The sequence below is a fragment of the Paenibacillus tabacirhizosphaerae genome (assembly GCF_040812395.1).
Lineage (GTDB): Bacteria > Bacillota > Bacilli > Paenibacillales > NBRC-103111 > Paenibacillus_E.
Window position 1 is genome coordinate 21,223 of sequence record NZ_JBFNXH010000017.1, and the last position, 20,591, is coordinate 41,813.

The 20,591-nt window shown below is 51.8% G+C and carries 19 protein-coding genes; 16 read left to right on the top strand and 3 right to left on the bottom strand.

Going from position 1 to position 20,591, the window contains the following annotated elements; translation table 11 throughout:
* Window positions 1-160: 160 nt before the first annotated feature.
* From purE to purD, 12 genes are all read left to right on the top strand, one after another.
* Complete coding sequence (gene purE, locus ABRS97_RS22900; protein WP_367817672.1) at window positions 161-646, top strand: 5-(carboxyamino)imidazole ribonucleotide mutase; 486 nt, start codon at window positions 161-163, stop codon at window positions 644-646.
* Window positions 643-1,815 carry a 5-(carboxyamino)imidazole ribonucleotide synthase gene (gene purK / locus ABRS97_RS22905; protein ID WP_367817674.1) on the top strand — a complete coding sequence of 391 codons (1,173 nt, stop codon included), beginning with the start codon at window positions 643-645 and terminating at the stop codon, window positions 1,813-1,815. Before purE ends, purK begins: the two co-directional genes overlap by 4 nt.
* 26 nt (window positions 1,816-1,841) lie before the next feature.
* On the top strand, window positions 1,842-3,140 hold the full coding sequence (gene purB, locus ABRS97_RS22910) for an adenylosuccinate lyase (protein ID WP_367817676.1): 1,299 nt from the start codon (window positions 1,842-1,844) through the stop codon (window positions 3,138-3,140).
* A gap of 30 nt (window positions 3,141-3,170) precedes the next feature.
* Window positions 3,171-4,061, top strand: a complete 891-nt coding sequence (locus ABRS97_RS22915; RefSeq protein ID WP_367817678.1) for a phosphoribosylaminoimidazolesuccinocarboxamide synthase — start codon at window positions 3,171-3,173, stop codon at window positions 4,059-4,061.
* A gap of 266 nt (window positions 4,062-4,327) precedes the next feature.
* Window positions 4,328-4,567 (top strand): phosphoribosylformylglycinamidine synthase subunit PurS, encoded by a 240-nt coding sequence (gene purS, locus ABRS97_RS22920; protein ID WP_079414612.1) that lies wholly within the window; start codon window positions 4,328-4,330, stop codon window positions 4,565-4,567.
* Window positions 4,568-4,591: 24 nt separating this feature from the next.
* Window positions 4,592-5,287: a phosphoribosylformylglycinamidine synthase subunit PurQ gene (gene purQ, locus ABRS97_RS22925; RefSeq protein WP_367817681.1), complete on the top strand. Its 696-nt coding sequence runs from the start codon at window positions 4,592-4,594 to the stop codon at window positions 5,285-5,287.
* Window positions 5,265-7,508, top strand: coding sequence for a phosphoribosylformylglycinamidine synthase subunit PurL (purL, locus tag ABRS97_RS22930; RefSeq protein ID WP_367817683.1), 2,244 nt, complete (start codon window positions 5,265-5,267; stop codon window positions 7,506-7,508). The genes purQ and purL overlap by 23 nt, the downstream gene beginning before the upstream one ends.
* Window positions 7,493-9,025, top strand: coding sequence for an amidophosphoribosyltransferase (purF, locus tag ABRS97_RS22935; RefSeq protein WP_367817685.1), 1,533 nt, complete (start codon window positions 7,493-7,495; stop codon window positions 9,023-9,025). Before purL ends, purF begins: the two co-directional genes overlap by 16 nt.
* Before the next feature lie 594 nt (window positions 9,026-9,619).
* Complete coding sequence (gene purM / locus ABRS97_RS22940; protein ID WP_367817687.1) at window positions 9,620-10,660, top strand: phosphoribosylformylglycinamidine cyclo-ligase; 1,041 nt, start codon at window positions 9,620-9,622, stop codon at window positions 10,658-10,660.
* Between the two features lie 3 nt (window positions 10,661-10,663).
* Window positions 10,664-11,275: a phosphoribosylglycinamide formyltransferase gene (gene purN, locus ABRS97_RS22945; RefSeq protein WP_367817689.1), complete on the top strand. Its 612-nt coding sequence runs from the start codon at window positions 10,664-10,666 to the stop codon at window positions 11,273-11,275.
* A gap of 1,000 nt (window positions 11,276-12,275) precedes the next feature.
* Entirely contained in the window at window positions 12,276-13,823 is a 1,548-nt protein-coding gene (gene purH / locus ABRS97_RS22950) for a bifunctional phosphoribosylaminoimidazolecarboxamide formyltransferase/IMP cyclohydrolase (RefSeq protein WP_367817691.1), read from the top strand.
* A gap of 77 nt (window positions 13,824-13,900) precedes the next feature.
* Complete coding sequence (gene purD, locus ABRS97_RS22955; protein WP_367817693.1) at window positions 13,901-15,160, top strand: phosphoribosylamine--glycine ligase; 1,260 nt, start codon at window positions 13,901-13,903, stop codon at window positions 15,158-15,160.
* Window positions 15,161-15,285: 125 nt separating this feature from the next.
* Here purD and ABRS97_RS22960 read toward each other — a convergent pair whose 3' ends face one another.
* Complete coding sequence (locus tag ABRS97_RS22960; protein ID WP_367817695.1) at window positions 15,286-15,414, bottom strand: hypothetical protein; 129 nt, start codon at window positions 15,412-15,414, stop codon at window positions 15,286-15,288.
* A 191-nt stretch (window positions 15,415-15,605) separates the two neighbouring features.
* Between ABRS97_RS22960 and ABRS97_RS22965 the strand changes: the two genes are divergently transcribed.
* Both ABRS97_RS22965 and ABRS97_RS22970 read left to right on the top strand, forming a co-directional pair.
* Window positions 15,606-16,388 (top strand): DODA-type extradiol aromatic ring-opening family dioxygenase, encoded by a 783-nt coding sequence (locus ABRS97_RS22965; RefSeq protein ID WP_367817697.1) that lies wholly within the window; start codon window positions 15,606-15,608, stop codon window positions 16,386-16,388.
* Between the two features lie 77 nt (window positions 16,389-16,465).
* Complete coding sequence (locus tag ABRS97_RS22970) at window positions 16,466-17,002, top strand: hypothetical protein (protein WP_367817699.1); 537 nt, start codon at window positions 16,466-16,468, stop codon at window positions 17,000-17,002.
* A 7-nt stretch (window positions 17,003-17,009) separates the two neighbouring features.
* Here ABRS97_RS22970 and ABRS97_RS22975 read toward each other — a convergent pair whose 3' ends face one another.
* The gene (locus ABRS97_RS22975; RefSeq protein WP_367817701.1) at window positions 17,010-17,426 is read right to left on the bottom strand and encodes a thiol-disulfide oxidoreductase DCC family protein; all 417 of its coding nucleotides are present in this window, start codon (window positions 17,424-17,426) and stop codon (window positions 17,010-17,012) included.
* Between the two features lie 127 nt (window positions 17,427-17,553).
* On the opposite strand from ABRS97_RS22975, the gene ABRS97_RS22980 reads away from it, so the two are divergent.
* Window positions 17,554-18,486: a fused MFS/spermidine synthase gene (locus tag ABRS97_RS22980; RefSeq protein WP_483312491.1), complete on the top strand. Its 933-nt coding sequence runs from the start codon at window positions 17,554-17,556 to the stop codon at window positions 18,484-18,486.
* Window positions 18,487-18,538: 52 nt separating this feature from the next.
* On the opposite strand, the gene ABRS97_RS22985 is transcribed toward ABRS97_RS22980, so the two are convergent.
* Window positions 18,539-19,072 (bottom strand): acireductone dioxygenase, encoded by a 534-nt coding sequence (locus ABRS97_RS22985; protein ID WP_367817705.1) that lies wholly within the window; start codon window positions 19,070-19,072, stop codon window positions 18,539-18,541.
* A gap of 252 nt (window positions 19,073-19,324) precedes the next feature.
* Between ABRS97_RS22985 and mtnK the strand changes: the two genes are divergently transcribed.
* Window positions 19,325-20,536, top strand: a complete 1,212-nt coding sequence (mtnK, locus tag ABRS97_RS22990; RefSeq protein ID WP_367817707.1) for an S-methyl-5-thioribose kinase — start codon at window positions 19,325-19,327, stop codon at window positions 20,534-20,536.
* The last annotated feature ends 55 nt before the right edge of the window (window positions 20,537-20,591 follow it).

A 20,591-nucleotide genomic window follows, 5' to 3' on the forward strand; every position in this document is an offset into this window, starting at 1 on the left:
ATATTTCGGTTAAAAACTAAGATGAAGAGCCTCTAGAGACTTCTATTTTTTCGAATTAACGATTTTCTTCCTAAATAAGAGTCCCAAGAGACCTTTATTTTGGAGTGGTAATAGATGAAGTGCAGATGCGGATATTAATCGAAAAGAAAGTGGGTTTGAAATGACGGTACGTGTTGGTGTTATAATGGGAAGCCAGTCGGACTGGGAAACGATGAAGCACGCATGCGAGATGCTGGAAGAGCTGGGAGTGCCTTATGAGAAAAAGGTTGTCTCCGCGCACAGAACGCCGGATCTCATGTTTGAATATGCGGCATCAGCTGCAAGTAGGGGCATCCAAGTGATTATTGCCGGAGCAGGCGGTGCGGCGCATCTACCAGGCATGGTAGCGGCCAAAACGGAGCTACCGGTTATTGGCGTTCCCGTGAAAACGTCTACGCTGAACGGTATGGACTCGCTGCTCTCCATCGTGCAAATGCCGGGCGGCATTCCTGTCGCGACTGTGGCGATCGGGCATGCAGGCGCGACGAATGCGGGTCTCCTGGCCGCGCAAATTCTTGGCGCATTCGAGCCTGAGCTGCAAGCGAAGGTGAAAGCTCGCCGCGAGCGCATCGCGCAAACGGTAATTGAAAGCAGTGATCTCCTATGACAGAAGCGGGCGGTAAAGTCATCAAGCCCGGCGGCACCATCGGCATCTTGGGCGGCGGGCAATTAGGCCGCATGCTGGCTTTGGCCGGTCGCAACATGGGCTACCGCTTCATCACGCTGGATCCGACGGAGGATGCGCCATGCGGTCAAGTGGCCGATGAGCAAATCAAGGCGAACTTCGATGATGTCGAAGCGGCAAGAAAGCTGGCTGCCCGGTCGGACGTGATCACGTATGAGTTTGAAAACGTCGACGCCCACGTAACGGACATATTAATGAAAGAGTCCTATGTTCCCCAAGGGAGCGGACTTTTATATACAACTCAACATCGTCTTCGTGAAAAAAGAGCGATCGAGGCGGCAGGCGTGCCTGTTGCGCCTTACGCGGAGATTGGGAGCAGCGCAGAGCTGCGCAAAGCCGTAGAACGCTTCGGAACACCGTGTGTGCTCAAAACGGCAACCGGCGGCTACGACGGCAAAGGGCAATGGGTGATCCGCTCTTTGGATGAGGTAGAGGAAGCCTATGAGACTCTTAGCCGCGCGAATACAGAGCTAGTGCTCGAACAATTTATTCATTTCGACAAAGAATTATCTGTCATTGCTGCAAGAAGTCCCCGCGGTGAGGTGAAAGCTTTCCCTGCTGCGGAAAACATACATGTACATAACATCCTGCATCAATCCATCGTACCGGCGCGCATTGCTAAGGACGTGCAGCAGGAGGCTGAGAAACTGGCGATTCGCATCGCCGATTCGCTCGGCGTGATCGGATTGATCGCCGTAGAGCTGTTCCTGACCAAGGACGGTCAGCTCTATGTCAACGAGCTTGCGCCGCGTCCGCACAACTCCGGCCACTACACGATGGAAGCGTGCCGTACGTCGCAATTTGAGCAGCATATTCGTGCCATTTGCAACCTGCCGCTCGGCTCGACAGAGCTGATGTCGCCCGTTGTTATGGTCAATTTGCTGGGTGAGCATATCGAACCGCTCCAGCAGCAAGTTGATCAACCGGGCTTCCTGGAAAGCGAAGAGCTTGGGGTGAGTGCGAAGGTTCATCTGTACGGCAAGCTGGAAGCGAAAGAGAAACGCAAAATGGGACACATCAACGTACTCACAGACGATGTCACGAAAGCACTAACTTGGATAGAACGCACAGACATTTGGGAAAGTAAGTAAATCAGATAAAACGGAGGAACGGCAAAATGATCGAACGTTACACACGCCCCGAAATGGCGCGCATTTGGACAGAGGAAAATAAATTCCAGGCATGGCTCGAAGTTGAAATTCTTTCCTGCGAAGCTTGGTCCGAGCTCGGCGTTATTCCTAAGGAAGATGTAAAGGTGCTTCGCGAGAATGCAAGCTTCAACATCGACCGCATTTACGAAATCGAGCAGGAAACTCGTCATGACGTGATCGCCTTCACAAGAGCCGTGTCCGAGACACTTGGCGCTGAACGCAAATGGGTTCATTACGGCCTGACTTCGACGGACGTTGTGGATACAGCTCTGGGTTACTTACTTCGCCAAGCGAATGAAATTTTAGACAAAGACATCCAGAATTTCATTGAAATTCTTAGAAATAAAGCGATTGAACATAAAGATACAGCCATGATGGGCAGAACGCATGGCGTGCATGCGGAACCGACCACATTCGGTTTGAAAATGGCGCTTTGGTATGAAGAAATGAAGCGTAACCTGGAACGTTTCCGTTTTGCAGCCGCTGGCGTGCAGTTCGGTAAAATCTCCGGTGCGGTAGGTACTTACGCGAACATCGATCCGTTCGTTGAGCAATATGTCTGCGGCAAGCTTGGCACAGCGCCAGCTCCGATCTCGACGCAAACGCTGCAGCGTGACCGTCACGCGGAATACATGGCGACGCTGGCGCTAGTCGCTACATCGCTGGATAAGTTCGCGACGGAAATTCGCGCGCTGCAAAAGAGTGAGTTCCGCGAGGTGGAAGAGCCGTTTGCCAAAGGGCAAAAAGGTTCCTCCGCGATGCCGCATAAGCGCAACCCGATTGGTTGCGAGAGCATCTCCGGCTTGTCGCGCGTCATTCGCGGGCATATGATTTCTGCTTACGAGAACGTAACGCTGTGGCATGAGCGCGATATTTCGCACTCTTCCGTTGAGCGTGTAATCCTGCCGGATGCAACGCAGCTGCTGAACTACATGCTGAACCGTCTCGGCAACATCATTAAGAACTTGACTGTATTCCCTGAAAATATGAAACGTAACATGCGCAGCACGTACGATGTGCCGTTCTCCGGACGCGTTCTGACAAAGCTGATCGACAAAGGCTTCTCCCGCGAGCAAGCTTACGATACGGTACAGCCGAGAGCGATGCAAGCATGGGAAGAACAGCGTTCGTTCCGCGACATCGTGGAGAACGCAGAAGTCATCACTGGGGCGCTAAGCGCAGAAGAAATTGCAGATTGCTTCGATCCTAGCTGGCATTTGAAACACGTTGACACGATCTTCGACCGTTTAGGTTTGAAATCATAAGGTTCATTAAACAGGAAGGAAGTGTTGTTCGTGGCAAGTCAACTACTTGATTCGGCTGCAGGGCTGGTTAAAGCGTCTTTGGTGCACAAAGGCAAGGTGCGCGAGCTGTATGATCTCGGTGAAACCTTCCTCATTGTTGTGACCGACCGGATTTCCGCTTTTGATTACATTTTGAAGCCAGGCGTACCCGACAAAGGGTACGTGCTGAACGCACTTAGCAAGTACTGGTTCGACGTAACGAGCGGTTATATGAACAACCACATTGTGCATACGGACGTGGAACAATTGCAGGATGTGATTCCGGATAGCGAGGCTAGAGAGCTGCTGAAGGATCGTATTATCGTAGCCAAAAAAGCGGAGCGCATCTCCATTGAGTGCGTCGTTCGCGGCTACATCACGGGGAACGGCTGGAGACAGTACGAGCAAACCGGCGAGATTAACGGCCTTAAGCTCCCTGAAGGCTTGCGCAAAAATCAGCGGCTGGAAACGCCTATTTTCACACCGGCTGCGAAAAATGATGTCGGTCATGATGAAGACATCTCTGTAGAGCGTATGTGCGAGCTTGTTGGCGAAGAGCTGACGTATGAGCTGCAGGAGAAAAGCATTATGCTGTACACGATGGCGCATGCGATCTGCGAAAAGAAGGGCATCATTTTGGCGGACACGAAGTTTGAATTCGGCATCTACGCAGGTGAACTTATAATCATTGATGAAATTTTCACGCCGGATTCCTCGCGTTACTGGCCGCAAGAAAAGTATGCCTTGGATATCGAGATCGAGTCGATGGACAAAGAACCTGTCCGCACGTATTTGGCGGGATCGGGTTGGGACAAAAATAGCGAGCCGGACGAGCTTCCTGCATCGGTTGTGGAAGAGACGGCCAGAAGATATAGAGACATTCTTCACCGCCTGGTGGATTAGGGGAATGGTTGCGGGGCAATAAGAGCCTCTAGGGGGCTTTATTTTCATGAGATGTGCAGAAATTTGGGGAATAAGAGTCTTTAGGGCCTCTTATTTTCAAGATTTTTGGTAAAATGTCTATTTTCCCAGTGGATAAGCGTCTTTGGAGGCTTCTATCCCCTGAATTTAGGATGAGAAGTAAGAAATAAGAGCTTTTCAGGACTTCTAATAGACCTGGAAAACTAAGTAATCAAATCTAAAGCATAATCAAGGAGGAGAGATTAGAAATGAAAGCAACGGTTTACGTAACGATCAAGCAAAATGTATTGGACGTACAAGGGACTGCGGTGCAAGGCGCGCTTCATTCGATGGGTTTTGAGGAAGTTGGGAAGGTTCGCATCGGCAAGTATTTGGAGCTGGAGCTGGGCACAACGGATAAAGCAGAAGCAGAAGCACGTGTGAAGGCGATGTGCGAGAAACTTCTTGCGAACACGGTTATCGAAGACTACCGCTACGAGTTGGCGTAATATACCACGAAGGGAGAGAGCGTCATGAATTTTGCGGTTCTTGTGTTTCCGGGATCGAACTGCGATATCGATTGCTACAAAGCAATTGAAGATACAATCGGCCAGCCGGTTGACTATGTATGGCATACGGCTGACGATTTGTCCAAATACGACTGCATCCTCGTACCAGGTGGATTCTCTTACGGAGACTATCTGCGTTGCGGCGCGATTGCCCAGTTCGCTAACGTTATGAAAGCTGTTGTACAAGCAGCGGAAGAAGGCAAATACATTCTAGGTATTTGCAATGGATTCCAAGTGCTGACAGAGGCTCGGCTGCTGCCAGGAGCATTGCTCCGCAATAATGGCATGAAGTTCCGCTGCCACCAAACGATTCTGAAAGTGGAGAACAACACGACGCCGTTTACGCGTGATTATGCGGAAGGCGAGCTGATCGAAATTCCGATCGCGCACGGTGAAGGCAATTACTACTGTGACGAGGCTACGCTGAAGGAATTGCAAGAAAATAAACAAATCGTATTCCGTTATGAAGCGGGCAACAACCCGAACGGATCGCTTGACGATATTGCCGGTATTTCTAATAAAGCCGGAAATGTAGTAGGTATGATGCCCCATCCGGAGCGCGCCATTCATGAGATTCTGGGCTCCGCAGACGGTAAAAAAATGTTCACATCAATTCTAAGCGCTTGGAGGGAAAAACATGACGCAGCAGCTATCCGCTAAGGAACCATCCGCCGAGCAAATCGCGGAGCAGAAAATTTACAAGCAAATGGGCGTAACGGACGATGAATATGCCAAAATTTGCGGCTTCCTCGGACGCAACCCGAACTATGTGGAGATCGGCGTATTCAGCGTTATGTGGTCCGAGCACTGTTCTTACAAAAATTCCAAACCCGTGCTTCGCAAATTCCCTGTCACAGGACCTCGCGTTCTGATGGGACCCGGCGAAGGCGCAGGGATTGTAGATATCGGCGACAACCAAGCCGTTGTTTTCAAAATTGAAAGTCATAACCACCCGTCAGCCATTGAGCCTTACCAAGGCGCGGCGACAGGTGTGGGCGGGATTATCCGCGATATTTTCTCCATGGGCGCTCGCCCAGTGGCGCTGATGAATTCGCTCCGCTTCGGCAAGTTGCAAAACGACCGCGTGAAGTACTTGTTCGAGCACGTTGTTTCCGGGATTGCCGGATACGGTAACTGTATCGGCATTCCGACGGTCGGCGGCGAAGTGATGTTCGACGAGAGCTACGAGGGGAACCCGCTCGTTAACGCGATGTGCGTCGGTCTCATCGACCACGACAAGATCCAACGCGGTGTTGCCAAGGGTGTTGGCAACCCAGTGTTCTACGTCGGTCCGGCGACGGGCCGCGACGGGATTCACGGTGCGACTTTCGCGTCCGAGGAGCTGACGGCCGAGTCCGAAGCGAAGCGCCCGGCGGTGCAAGTGGGCGATCCGTTCATGGAGAAGCTCGTGCTGGAAGCGTGCTTAGAGCTGATCAATTCCGGCATCGTGCTCGGGATTCAAGATATGGGCGCTGCGGGGCTTACGTGCTCCAGCGCGGAAATGGCAAGTAAAGCGGGCAACGGCATGGAGCTTTACCTTGATGAGGTGCCGCAGCGCGAAGTGGGCATGACGGCATATGAAATGATGCTGTCGGAGTCGCAGGAGCGGATGCTTTTCGTTGTTGAGCCGAAGGATGAGGCGCAAGCGAAGGGGATTTTCGAGCGCTGGGGCCTCCACTGCGCGAAAGTCGGCAAGGTAACCGATGACGGTTACCTGAAGTTGATCCACCACGGCGAGGTCGTGGGGAACATGCCTGTAGGGGCACTCGTCGACGAGTGCCCGGTCTACAATAAGCCGAGCAAAGTTCCGGCTTATTACGAAGCGAACGCATCCATTGACACAACTCGTTACCCTGAGGTAACGAAACTGACGGATGCGCTGAAATCGGTGCTCGCGTCCCCAACGGTAGCGAGCAAAGAGTGGGTGTACAACCAGTATGACTACATGGTTCGTACGGATACGGCAGTGCGCCCGGGTTCGGACGCAGCGGTCGTAACGATTCGCGGCACCCGCAAGGGGCTGGCGATGACGACCGACTGCAACGGGCGCTATGTGTACCTGGATCCGGAAGTTGGCGGACGGATCGCTGTTTCTGAAGCAGCGCGCAACGTCGTCTGCTCCGGCGCAGAGCCGCTGGCGGTTACGGACAACCTGAACTTCGGTTCGCCGGACAAGCCAGAGATTTTCTGGCAGTTGGAGAAAGCGACAGACGGTATGGCAGAAGCTTGCCGCGTGCTGGACGCTCCGGTCATTGGCGGAAACGTGTCGCTTTACAACGAGAATGCCAAAGGCGCGATTTACCCGACGCCAGTTATCGGCATGGTCGGTCTTGTTCATGACATCGACCACATTACAACGCAAAGTTTCAAAAAAGAAGGCGACATCATTATCCTGCTCGGCGAGACGAAAGCTGAACTCGGCGGCAGCGAATTCCAATATGTTGTACACGGCGTTACCGAAGGTCGCCCTCCAGCGCTTGATCTGGCAGTTGAGAAACGCCTGCAAGCTACAGTTTTGAAGGCGATCCAAGAGGGTCTGGTTGCATCGGCGCATGATTTGTCCGAAGGCGGTCTGGCTGTAGCACTCGCAGAAAGCTGCATCAGCGGCCGTGTTGGCGCGGCTATCAACGTGGCTTCCGAGCTTCGTCCGGACTTCACGCTGTTCAGCGAAAGCCAATCCCGCATCCTGCTGAGCGCAACGCCAGACAAAGCGGACGCTTTGAAACACTGGGTTGCTTCGCAAGGAGTCCCTTATCAAGAAATCGGAACAGTCACAGGTACAGACCTAACCGTTAAAGTGAATAACGAACAGCGTCTCCAGTCTCCGGTAAGTGAGCTGGCGAAAGTCTGGAAGGATGCGATTCCATGTCTAATGGCGTAAAACAAGCCCAAGCTCTCAAGCTTCCTGCTGCTCCCCGGATTGAACTGGGTAACAAGCAGCATGAGCTTTGGACAGGTGCGTATTACAACGAAGGTATTGGCGGTCATGGCGGATTGTTTGACAAATTAAATGAAGAGTGCGGCGTGTTCGGGGTATATGGTCATCCTGACGCCTCTTCACTTTGCTATTACGGGCTCCATGCCCTGCAGCATCGCGGACAGGAAAGCGCAGGGATTTGTACCGTGGAGGATGGAAAGTTCAATTACTATCGCGGTATGGGTCTTGCGAAAGAAGTATTTACCAGCGAGACATTGCCTCCTTTAAAAGGTTCTACGGCAGTTGCTCACGTGCGGTATTCCACAGCAGGCGAAAGCAAGCTGGCGAATGCGCAGCCGCTCGTTTTCAAATATCGTGAGGGCGATCTTGCGATCGCAACGAACGGAAACCTCGACAATGCGAACATCATCAAGCGCGAGCTGGAGCGGAAGGGTTCGATCTTCCAAACGACGAGTGACACCGAAGTGCTGGCGCATCTGATCGCCCGCTCGGAGCATGACGATATCGTAGATGCCGTCAAGGATGCTTTGAAACAAGTGATCGGCGGCTTTGCCTTCCTGATCATCACGAAGGATAAACTGATCGCTGCGCTCGATCCGAACGGACTGCGTCCGTTCATGATCGGCCGTCTCGGCGAGGCGTACTTGTTCGCCTCCGAGTCGTGCGCCTTCGATGCCGTCGGCGCGACGTATTTCCGCGATGTGCAGCCGGGTGAGCTGATCGTGCTTGATCGCGATGGTTTCCATACCGAGCAATTTGCCGAAAGCGGAAAGCGTGCGATTTGCGCGATGGAGTATATTTACTTCGCGCGTCCGGACAGCGACATCGATACGGTCAACATTCACTCCGCACGTAAGCGGATGGGTAAAAGGCTCGCGATGGAAGCATTCGTGGACGCGGATGTGGTAACCGGCGTGCCGGATTCCAGTATTTCAGCAGCTATTGGTTTTGCAGAGCAGACGGGTATTCCTTATGAACTGGGCTTGATCAAGAATCGTTACACGGGACGGACGTTCATTCAACCGAGCCAAGAGCTTCGTGAGCAGGGTGTCAAAATGAAGCTTAGCGCGGTTCGCAAAGTTGTCGAAGGCAAGCGCGTTGTCATGATCGATGATTCCATCGTTCGCGGAACAACCTCGCTTCGCATCGTCAATTTGCTGCGCGAGGCGGGTGCAACGGAAGTACATGTGCGAATTTCATCGCCGCCTTTCATGAATCCGTGTTACTACGGGATCGATACGCCGGATCGCAAAGAGCTGATCGCTGCGATGAATTCCATTGAGGAAATTCGCAAAGCGATTAACGCGGATTCCTTGCACTTCCTCACGCAAGAGGGGCTGCTGGATTCGATCGGGCATGGCTCCGCCGGCAAGGAAAGCGGCTATTGTATGGCTTGTTTCAACAATAATTATCCGACGGAAATCGTGGATATCGGCAAAGTGGGTTGTGCTTGCGACTAGATATCTGCATAGCGTGAATGACCCTGTGAAGATGAACAGAACAGTAGCAGGAAAACCTCCTGTTCATTGTGCGTGTATCTAGAACGATCATCGGAGTGAACAGAACGAGCGTGGGGTTTGACCGCCGCCATACGCCGGCGAAGCAACGCGCGCCCAGGATTCGCGCGCGTTGGGAATGATTTGCGGGGATACGGAACGAGCATCTGAGTGAACAGAACGTTGATTCGTAGGCATGAGCGGAACTACAATCCACTATTGTGGGGGAATCGTGTCTAAACTCTAAGGTAGCGGAACTATAGGGCGTTATTTCGAGGAAACAGGGCTTTTTGGAGACAAAAACAACGATTTAACGAATCGTAGTTCCTCTACTAGACGAAATTGGCTGTACTTGGAATAAATAACGTACTCAGGTTCCGCTAGTTTTGTTCATATACGTCTAGCTAACGGGAATACAAAGCTGCTTGAGGAACAAGTTTAAACGGGATGTGTGGGACAAGTACAAGGAAGCGGGAGCGCGATTTGCAGGTGTCGTTTCTCTTCTTTTGTACTCGGTCCGCTCTCCCGATACATAGACAATTTAAGGAGTGAAGCGAAGTGTCGGATGCTTACAAAAAGGCTGGAGTCGATATCGCGGCAGGGAACGAAGCCGTAGAACGGATGAAAAAGCACGTTAAACGGACATTCCGTCCTGAAGTGTTGACGGATCTTGGCGGTTTTGGCGGGCTGTTTGGTCTGAACAAGGATAAGTACGAGGAGCCTGTGCTCGTGTCCGGTACGGACGGTGTAGGCACGAAGCTGAAGATCGCTTTTGCAATGGACAAGCACGATACGATTGGGATCGATGCGGTAGCCATGTGCGTGAACGATATTATCGTTCAAGGTGCGGAGCCGCTTTTTTTCCTCGACTATTTGGCTTGCGATAGAGTTGTTCCTGAGAAAATTGAGGCTATTGTCAAAGGGATCGCTGATGGTTGTTCACAGTCAGGCTGTGCGCTAATCGGTGGCGAAACGGCGGAAATGCCCGGCATGTATGCGTCAGGGGAGTATGACATTGCTGGCTTTACGGTTGGAATTGTCGACAAGAAAAAAATCATCGACGGCACCACAATCCGTCCCGGAGATGTCGTGTTAGGTCTGGCTTCAAGCGGCGTGCACAGCAACGGGTTTTCACTTGTGCGCAAGCTTTTGCTGGAGGATAAAGGGTATACGCTTCAAGGCCATGTGGAAGAGCTTGGCGATAAGCTTGGCAATGTGCTGCTGGAGCCTACGAAACTGTATGTGAAGCCAGTGCTTGGGATGCTGGACGAAGTAGCGATTAAAGGCATGGCGCATATTACGGGCGGCGGCTTTATCGAAAATATTCCGCGTGTCCTGCCGGACAGCGTTAATGTTCAGATTGAATATGGCTCATGGCCGATATTGCCGATTTTTGAATTGATGCAGCGTGAGGGCGGTATTAGCAATAACGATATGTTCCGTACGTTTAACATGGGAATCGGGATGGTTATTATCGTAAGCGCGGACGATGCGGAGAAAGCGATTGCGGCCGCAGAGGCACAAGGCGAGAAAGCATACCGTCTTGGCGTCGTTACCGAAGGCGAGCGTGTGGTTACGTTCCAAGGAGCCGAGGTGTAGCTCATGGAGCCTTACCGGATTGCCATATTTGCTTCAGGCAGCGGTTCAAATTTTGGCGCGATTGTCGATCAGGTACAGAAGGGGAAGCTTGATGTCAGCATCGAGCTTCTTGTCTGTGATCGGCCAGAGGCCTTCGTGGTGGAACGGGCGAAAGAGGCGAAAGTGCCTGTTTTCGCATTCCGCCCTAAGGAATATGAGAGCAGAGAAGCTTACGAGGCTTTGATTTTGCAAGAGCTGCAGGAGCGTCAGGTTGATCTGATCGTGATGGCCGGGTACATGCGGATTATCACCAATGTGCTGGTTGTGCCGTATTACGGGCGGATGATCAACATTCATCCGTCGCTGCTGCCGTCTTTCCCGGGTGTGCGCGCGATTGAGCAGGCCGTCGAGTACGGCGTGAAGCAAACGGGCGTCACCGTACATTTCGTGGACGGCGGGCTGGATTCGGGGCCGATTATCGCCCAACGCAGCGTGGAGATTCACGAGCACGAGACGGCGGACTCGCTTGCCGAGCGCATTCATGCGGCAGAGCATGTACTGCTGCCGCAGGTGGTCCGCTGGCTCCGTGAGGACCGGGTCCGTATTGATGGCCGCAGGGTTAGCGTGCGGCTGTAGCGGTTTGGCAGTAGGATTCGCGGCTGGGACTGCGCGAGGTGTAAGGGCCCGAAGGGCCTTACAGCGCGTCGGTCGAGCCGTGTGCAGGCTGTAAGAGCCAGAATGGCTCTTACAGAGAAGGCGGCCCGCGGCGAGGCGCAAGAATGCGAGCTGTAAGGGCCCGGAAGGGCCTTACAGCGCGTCGGTCGAGCGCGTCAGCAGCCTGTAAGAGCCAGAATGGCCCTTACGGAGAATGCAGCCCGCGGCGAGGCACAAGCCTGCGAGCTGTAAGGACCCGGAAGGGCCTTACAGAGAAGGCAGCCTGCGGCGTGGCCCAAGATTGCGAGCTGTAAGGGCCCGGAAGGGCCTTACAGAGAAGGCAGCCCGCGGCGAGGCGCAAGAATGCGAGCTGTAAGGGCCCGGAAGGGCCTTACAGCGCGTCGTCCGAGCGCGTCAGCAGGCTGTAAGGGCCCGAACGGGCCTTACGGAGAACGGAGAATGCAGTCCGCGGCGAGGCGCAAGAATGCGAGGTGTAAAGGCCCGGAAGGGCCTTACAGCGCGTCGGCCAAGCGCGTCAGCAGGCTGTAAGGGCCTGAACGGGCCTTACGGAGAATGCAGCCCGCGGCGTGGCGCAAGCTTGCGAGCTGTAAGGACCCGGAAGGGCCTTACAGCGCGTCGGCCGAGCGCGTCAGCAGCCTGTAAGGGGCAGAATGGCTCTTACAGAGAAGGCGGCCCGCGGCGAGGCGCAAGCTTGCGAGCTGTAAGGACCCGGAAGGGCCTTACAGCGCGTCGGCCAAGCGCGTCAGCAGCCGGTAAGGGCCCGAACGGGCCTTACAGAGAATGTATCCCGCGGCGAGGCGCAGAATGCGAGCTGTAAGGACCCGGAAGGGCCTTACAGCGCACCGGCCGAGCGCATCAGCCCCGTAAGGGCCTAAATGGCCCTTACGGGGCCGTCCAGCAGGCCCGAAACATCAATCATTCATTTTGACATAAATAAATCAAATATCTGGGAGGAAGCATAGTGGCAATCAAAAGAGCACTGATCAGCGTGTCCGACAAAACGGGCATCGTTGAATTCGCGAGCGAGCTTGCGAAGCTGGGCGTTGAGATCATTTCTACAGGCGGTACGCAAAGTTTGTTGAAGGATAAAGGAGTACCGGTCATCGGTATTTCCGAGGTTACAGGCTTTCCGGAAATTATGGATGGCCGCGTGAAGACGCTGCACCCTGCTGTGCACAGCGGTCTGCTGGCGGTACGCGACAACGAAGAGCATCAAGCGAGCATGAAGAAGCTCGGCCTTGAGTATATTGATCTGGTTGTTGTGAACCTGTATCCATTTGCTGAGACAATTGCGAAGCCGGATGTGACTTACGAAGACGCGATCGAGAATATCGATATTGGCGGACCGACAATGCTTCGTTCAGCGGCCAAAAACCACGCGTTCGTATCCGTCATTGTGGATGCTGCCGACTATGCGAAGGTGCTGGAGGAAGTGCAGGAGAACGGCGATACGACGCTTGAAACGCGCAAACGCCTTGCAGCGAAAGTGTTCCGCCACACAGGTTCTTACGATGCCTTGATTTCCGACTACTTGTCCAAGCAGGTGGGCGAGCCGTACCCAGAGCGTTACACGGTAACCTATGAGAAAATGCAGGAGCTCCGTTATGGAGAGAACCCGCATCAAAGCGCGGCATTTTACCGTAAGCCGAATGCAGCGGCTGGCAACATCACGACGGCTGAACAGTTACATGGCAAAGAATTATCGTACAATAATATTAACGATGCAAATACAGCGCTTCAGATCGTTAAGGAATTCAGCGAGCCAGCTGTCGTAGCGGTTAAGCACATGAATCCTTGCGGCGTAGGGATCGGCACGAATGTTCTCGAAGCTTATCAAAAAGCGTACGCCGCTGATCCTACGTCCATCTTCGGCGGCATCGTGGCTGCGAACCGTACGGTTGATGGAGCAACAGCACAACTGCTGCATGAGATTTTCCTGGAAATCGTCATCGCGCCTGACTTCACGCCGGAAGCGCTAGCGATCCTTGAGAAAAAGAAAAATATCCGTCTGCTCAAAGTAAGCGGCTTAGATACGGTAGCTGGCCGCAAAGCGGAGCCAGTGATCACAACAGTTGAAGGCGGTATGCTCGTTCAAGACAGCGATGCTTATCAGCTTACGGAAGCTGATTTGAAAGTAGTCTCCGAGCGTCAGCCGACGGAAGAAGAGTTGAAGCAATTACTTTTCGCATGGAAAGTAGTTAAGCACGTGAAATCCAATGCGATTGTGCTCGTCGCAGACGATATGACAGTCGGCGTAGGCGCCGGCCAAATGAACCGCGTAGGCGCAGCGAAAATCGCCATTGAGCAAGCGGGCGACAAAGCGAAGGGCTCCGTTCTTTCCTCCGACGCTTTCTTCCCGATGGGAGATACGCTCGAGATGGCGGCGCAAGCAGGCATCACGGCTGTTATTCAACCAGGCGGTTCGATCAAGGACGAGGAGTCCATCCGTGTTGCCAACGAAAACGGCATCGCAATGGTGATGACTGGCGTTCGTCACTTCAAACACTAGTATAAATTGAGAATGCTCACGATCGGTCACACCTGACGGATTGTGGGCATTCCCCATGAGAGAGGAACGGATGACCGATGCGTATTTTAGTTATTGGCCGAGGCGGGCGTGAACACGGAATCGTGTGGGCTCTTAGCAAAAGCCCGAAGGTGAGCAAGCTGTTTTGCGCGCCTGGTAATGGCGGTATCGCTGCGCTGGCCGAGTGCGTACCGATTACAGAGCTTCAGTTCGAAGAGATCAGCACGTTCGCGAAGGAACAGCAGATCGACCTTGTTATGGTGGCGCCGGATGATCCGCTTGCAGCGGGTCTGGTCGACCATCTGGAATCGAAAGGCATCGTGGCATTCGGGCCGCGTGCCAACGCAGCCATTATTGAAGGCAGCAAAGTGTTCATGAAGGAACTTTTGAAGAAGTATCAAATCCCTACAGCGACTTACGAATCGTTCGACGCTTACGAGCCGGCGCTTGCGTATCTGCGCAGCCAAACGGTACCGATTGTCATTAAAGCCGATGGCTTAGCGGCGGGTAAAGGTGTAACGGTCGCTTACACGATGGAGGAAGCCGAAGCGGCGCTTCGCGAAATCATGGTGGATCAGGTGTTTGGAGAATCCGGCGCCAGTGTCGTCATCGAAGAGTTCCTGACAGGACAAGAGATGTCACTGCTTGCTTTTGTCGACGGTTCCGTTGTTCGTCCAATGGTGCCCTCGCAGGATCATAAGCCGATCTTCGATAATGACAAGGGACCGAATACCGGCGGTATGGGCACTTATTCTCCGCTGCCGCATATCCCGCAGTCGATTGTGCAGGAAGCGCTTGACACGATCGTGCAGCCTACGGCAGATGCAATGGTGAAAGAAGGAAGACCGTTCAAAGGCGTGCTGTACGCAGGTCTGATTTTGACTCCGAACGGCGTGAAGACGATCGAGTTCAACGCGCGTTTCGGCGACCCGGAGACGCAGGTTATTTTGCCTCGGTTGAAGACGGATTTGCTTGATATTTTCATGGCTATCATTAACGGCACGTTGGAAGATCAGCCTATCGAGTGGAGCGACGAAGCGGCGGTCTGCGTCATTGTGGCTTCTGAGGGATACCCGGGACCGTATCCGAAAGGGCTGCCGATCACGGGACTGGATCAAGTCCAGGATTCTATCGTGTTCCACGCGGGGACGTCTCTGGAAGACGGACAAGTTGTCACGAATGGCGGACGCGTTCTGGGCATCACCGCGGTTGGCAAAGACATTGCGGAGGCCCGCCGGAAGGCGTATGCCGATGCGGAGCGCATTCATTTTGACGGGAAGCATTACCGCACGGACATTGCGATGAAAGCTTTGATATAGCTGGAAACACAAAGAGCACACCCTTTTTGGAAGTCAAGGGGTGTGTTTTTTTGTGCAGGGAGTCATGTTGAAAAATAAAGGAATTTGTCGAAAAATAATCGAAAAAAATAAGATGACTAGCAGCTTTATTTGCTGTCGTTTTTATCCATTAGCTTATCTTTGTGTTTATAAACATACCATATGGCTGCAAGAGCCCCGACAATCAAAGCAATAGATAACCAATAGGGAGAGAGCGTGCTCCAGAGGGTGTTCATGCATGCGCCTCCTTCTATGTGTGTGGCCTGTCAGACTATTCTGGCGGCTTCATCCTTTGAGGGTAGTTTTGGCAGGTGGAGGCGGTTTCATGCATAGACTTGAAAGTTAGATATGGTTGTGAGACACATAGAGCCTAATCATAGGTGAAATTCATGGTAAGATGAATGCATGACCGGAGGGGGGAACAGCGATGCTGCCATCTATTTTTATCGCACACGGAGCGCCTAGCTTAGCTATCGAACAGCATGCCTATACGGAGTTTCTGCGGAAGTTGTCGGTCAGGCTTCCAAGACCCAAAGCGATTGTGCTATTCAGCGCTCATTGGGAGAGTCCTGTGCAGCAGATAGGCTCAGCTGTTCAGCTTGAAACTCTGTACGATTTCTCCGGATTTCCCCATGCCTTGTATGAGATTAACTATCCTGCCAAAGGCGATTTGACGCTTAGTTTGCATATTCAGCACCTTCTTATGAACGAAGGCATTGATTGTGAGCTGGATGATCAACGGGGGTTGGACCATGGCGCCTGGGGACCGCTGTATTTGATGGTTCCAGACGCATCCATTCCGGTTGTTGCTATGTCCATTAATCCGCGGCTTGCCCCGGAGGAGCACTACCGCATCGGTGCAGCGCTATCTTCGCTAAGAGAGAAGCAGGTTCTGATCATTGGAAGCGGAGGGACCGTCCACAATTTGCGGCGGCTGGATCGTCGTTATCCTGCGCCTCAAACATGGGCGTTGAAGTTCGATGAATGGCTGGCGGAGCAACTGGAAACGTGGCATTTAGATGCCTTGTTCAGCTATGAGCAGCGTGCCCCCTTCGTTCGGGAGGCCGTACCGACACCCGAGCATTTCGCACCCTTACTCCTTGCCTTAGGCGCGGCTGACACGGCTCGTCGAGCAAAAATGCTGCATCATAGCTTCCAAATGGGGACGCTCAGCTTAAGCTGTTGGATGTTCGGGGCAGAAACGAAATAAACAGAGCCGCAGGGTCGATCTGTTCTGTTGTTACATGAGCTGGATTCTCCTTACTTTGCAGGGAAAGGGTGAAAGGTATGCAGTTGGCAGGTTTACTGCGCAATAAAAAGCTACGCATCATCTTAATCATTGCTGCTTTATTCTTGTTGATTAGCACGGCATACCACCTTTACTTGCTTCTGGGACCCAGGCAAGCCCATTATCCATTAGCTTTGAGCCAATCGCTGGCACGCGAACGAGTGGGAGGCATAATGTTAGGACAGAGCATTAAAAGCATAATGCCTCCGCCCACGCTAAGACCAGATAAGGTCATTTATGACTATTACGATGCAGGCAAAGGGATCATTGTAGTTACGCCGCATGGCAAGGACGTTATTATCCGTATTATTTTATCGGCGAATGCGGATCCTGCGCGCACAACAGCAAGGGGAATTGGCATTAACGGCTCGTTGGATCAGATCACAAAGCTGTATGGAAATTCCTGTTACCGCCGGAACGAGCAGGGCGCAACGATCCTAGGTTTCATTGATAAAACGGCGATGCAAACGTTGGAGTTCTGGTTATTCGATGATCGGGTGACGATGATCAGGCTGGATTTGGCCGATATGAGCTAACCTCATCTTAGTTGTCCAGGAATCTCATCTTGAACTCAGGTTTCGGCAGCATGCAGTGCTCGGCTTGGCCGAACCAGCGGTAACGATTGCGCGCGACGAAAGCATAAACCGCATTCCGCCATGCGGCGGGAATGAGGATAGCGGCATAGGACGCTGGCCAAGCACCGCGCAGCCGCCGCGCTATGCGCAGCGCCGCTGTGGATTGCGTGTAGGAGCGTCCTGCCTCGATCAGGACGATGGTGTTCATTTGCTGGACTGGCAAATGATGCTGTCGGAGCAGCTCCTGTCCAACCGTAGATTGCAATGAAGCAAAGTGAAAATGACCCTTCGGGTCGTTGCGAAGAATGAATTGCACAGCCCCATTACATAGATTGCATACCCCGTCGAACAGGACGATTGCCCCCACTTCACTTGGATTTGCCATGGAACACCCCTCTCACTATCCTATATCCATATCATTCATGTAATTAGCCTGTAATTGGTACTTGCCCACACTTTCGCTGTAAGGAAGGCATATCTTGATTCTAAATTGCGCGAAATATTCATGTGAGGTGAAGTCATTGATAAAAAAGTCAACGAGTTCAAACCGGGGGGATATCTGGGATATTAAAACCCTGAAACATCTCATGCAGCTAAAACCTAAAATGCTGCACAGAAGCAAAAGCCGTTATCAAAATATTGTTTTGCTGGAGAAGAAAGATATCCGCTTGTACCTGGATAAACAGCTGCAGTTCAGTTCCTTGGATGAACGGATGTATCATGAAGCGCTTGTTCTGCCGGCCATGACGATGTCCCCCAGTCGCAGCCATGTTCTCATTTTAGGCGGCGGCGATGGGTTTGCCTTACGGGAAGTGCTTAAATATAAGGACGTTAAAACAGTTGATCTTGTTGAACTGGATCCGAAAATCATTCAATTAGCCAAAAAGAAACCTTTGTCCACTTTAAACCGGGGCTCAATGTTTGATAAACGCGTTAAAATTCACATTAAGGATGCCAGAACCTTCTTTCCCGCGTCTTCAAAAAAAAATGCCAAGTCCTACAATGTGATCATTGTAGATTTCCCGGATCCTTCAGACAAAGTGATTAGCAAGCTGTACACCAAAGAATTTTTCCAACGTGTCTCCAAATCGCTTGCTCCTGGCGGGATTATCGTCATCCAGTCGAATTCCACCGAAGATATGCCGCGTGTGTATTGGAGTATTCACCAGACATTAAAAAGCGTGGGTATGTTCACGAAAAGCTACTTTGTTTATGTACCTTCGTTCGGCGACTGGGGCTTCCAAATCGCTTCGTTTAGAAACTTCACCCCAGGCAAAAAGAAGGTTGCTGTCCCGCATCAGACGCTTCCGAACAATCTTGCCTCGCTATTCAAATTGCCGAGGGAAGTGCTTATAGAGAAAAGAGGAACATTGCCTAACACGTTGAAAAATCTCAGGCTATTTAAATATTACCATGCCGATCAGCGGAGCGCGATCATGCGTTAATGGGTGGAGAAGAGGGCTGCATGAGCCCTCTTTCTTTTTCCCAAAAAGCTGCTTAGAATTCAGGGTCATCATAAGGATGAGCGACCCATGCTGCTGCATCAATAAACAATCGGACGGCTACTACGCGTCGGTTCTCCACCAAAGTGAAGAAATGAGGGGTATCTACCGGCACCGAGATCACATCTCCAGGCTCTAATTCAACATCAAAGTATCCGGTATCCGCGCTTCCTTTAATCGTAAAAATCCCGTTTCCTGCCGTGATCGCACGCACTTCATCTTCGGTATGCACATGGATCTTCTGAAATTTTTTCAAAAGCTCATCCAGATTAGGCGTAGCGTCGGAAAGAGCGACAATGTCCCAGTTTTGATAACCGCGCCTTTGGGCAAGCGATTGGATATCCGCTTCAAACGTTGCAAGAATAGTTTCTTTATCCTCATCCGATAAAATGAATTTCTCCCGAAGCTCTTCTGGTAGTTTCCGGGTATCCCAGTGTTCATACAGCACGCCTTGTGAATCCAGGAACTGGTATACGTTCTCCTCGCCTGTAATTCTATCCTTTGTTTTTCGAAGTACAATTGTCGCCATGGTCATTTCTCCTTTTTGTCATTTATGAAAGATTAGTCCTATCACTTAATCCGCTACTGAAACTATATGCTAGGGAAATAGAATGGTTTGTACATATCTTTCTTATTAAAAAAACGGTCGGTTGTCCCGCAATCACTAACCTAAATATGCAGTCTGTATGACTATTTTCGTTGTTTCACTAACACCAAATCTCCTTTCTCGGCTTATTAATAGAGTAGAAATCTGTTTTTCAATAGAGGAGGAAGGAAGGATATGGTACGCTACCAAGCCCTAAGCGAACAAGGGGCTCTGATGTATGCCCGAAAGCTGACAAATTTGTTCGCGGAACACGCGCAGCTGGAAAGCAGAGAAATTGGAGATGGCAATTTGAATCTCGTTTTTCATATTGCGGATCTGAGTACAGGAAAAAGCATAATTTTGAAGCAAGCGCTGTCCTATGCACGGGTGGTTGGGGAATCTTGGCCATTAACGCTCGATCGGGCGCGAATTGAAAGTCAGGCGCTCGTGATTCAATCTGCCCATTGTCCTGGCATGGTGCCTAGGGTCTACCATTATGATGAAAGGCTAGCGTTGACGGTCATGGAAGATTTGTCGACCCACCTCATTATGCGTAAAGGCTTAGTTGCCCGGGAGCGTTATCCGCATTTTGCGCGTCACATGGGTATCTTCTTGGCTCGAACGTTGTATCGTACATCGGATTTGGCGTTACCCCCGCAAGAAAAGAAGAGAAAAGCAGTTCAATTCTCGAACCCGGACATGTGCAAAATCTCGGAAGATCTTATTTTTACAGATCCCTATGTCGATTCGGAAAGAAATCATTGGAATCCACGGATTGCGGACGAGGTGTATCTAATCTGGCGAAGCACTCTCTTGAAGCTGGAGGCCGCCAAATTAAAGGGAGATTTCCTTACGCGCACTCAGGCGCTCATTCATGGGGACCTTCATACCGGAAGCATCATGGTGACGGATGAGGATACGAAAGTGATCGATCCGGAATTCGCCTTTTATGGACCTATGGGATTCGATATCGGCGCCTTATTCGGCAATCTGTTGTTGAATGCCGCTTCGCATGAGGGACATACGATGGACCTGTGGGAACGAGAGAGCTATCAAGCGTATCTGCTTACGATGATTGAACAAATATGGTCTTATTTTGAAAGTGAGTTTAGGCTGTTGTGGGACAAAGAGTCAAAGGAACGAATGGCGGCCGTCCCAGGTTATGTTGACGCGTATTTGCGAGGCATTCTGGAGGATACGGCAGGGTACGCAGGCTGTGAAATGATACGCCGAGTCATCGGTCTCGCGCATGTCGCGGACCTGGAAAGTATACAAGATCCCGTTCTGCGGGCAAAAGGGGAGCGACTAGCGCTTCGGATTGGGCAAAAGTTGGTGCTTGGCAGGAAGCAGATCCACGAGGCCAAAGACTTAACTTCGCTGGTCGGGCAAGTAACAGGTTGGGCTTGAGCGACATGAGCCAAGGGGTACGTTGACTATCATTTAGGAGGAATTTTGCGTATGA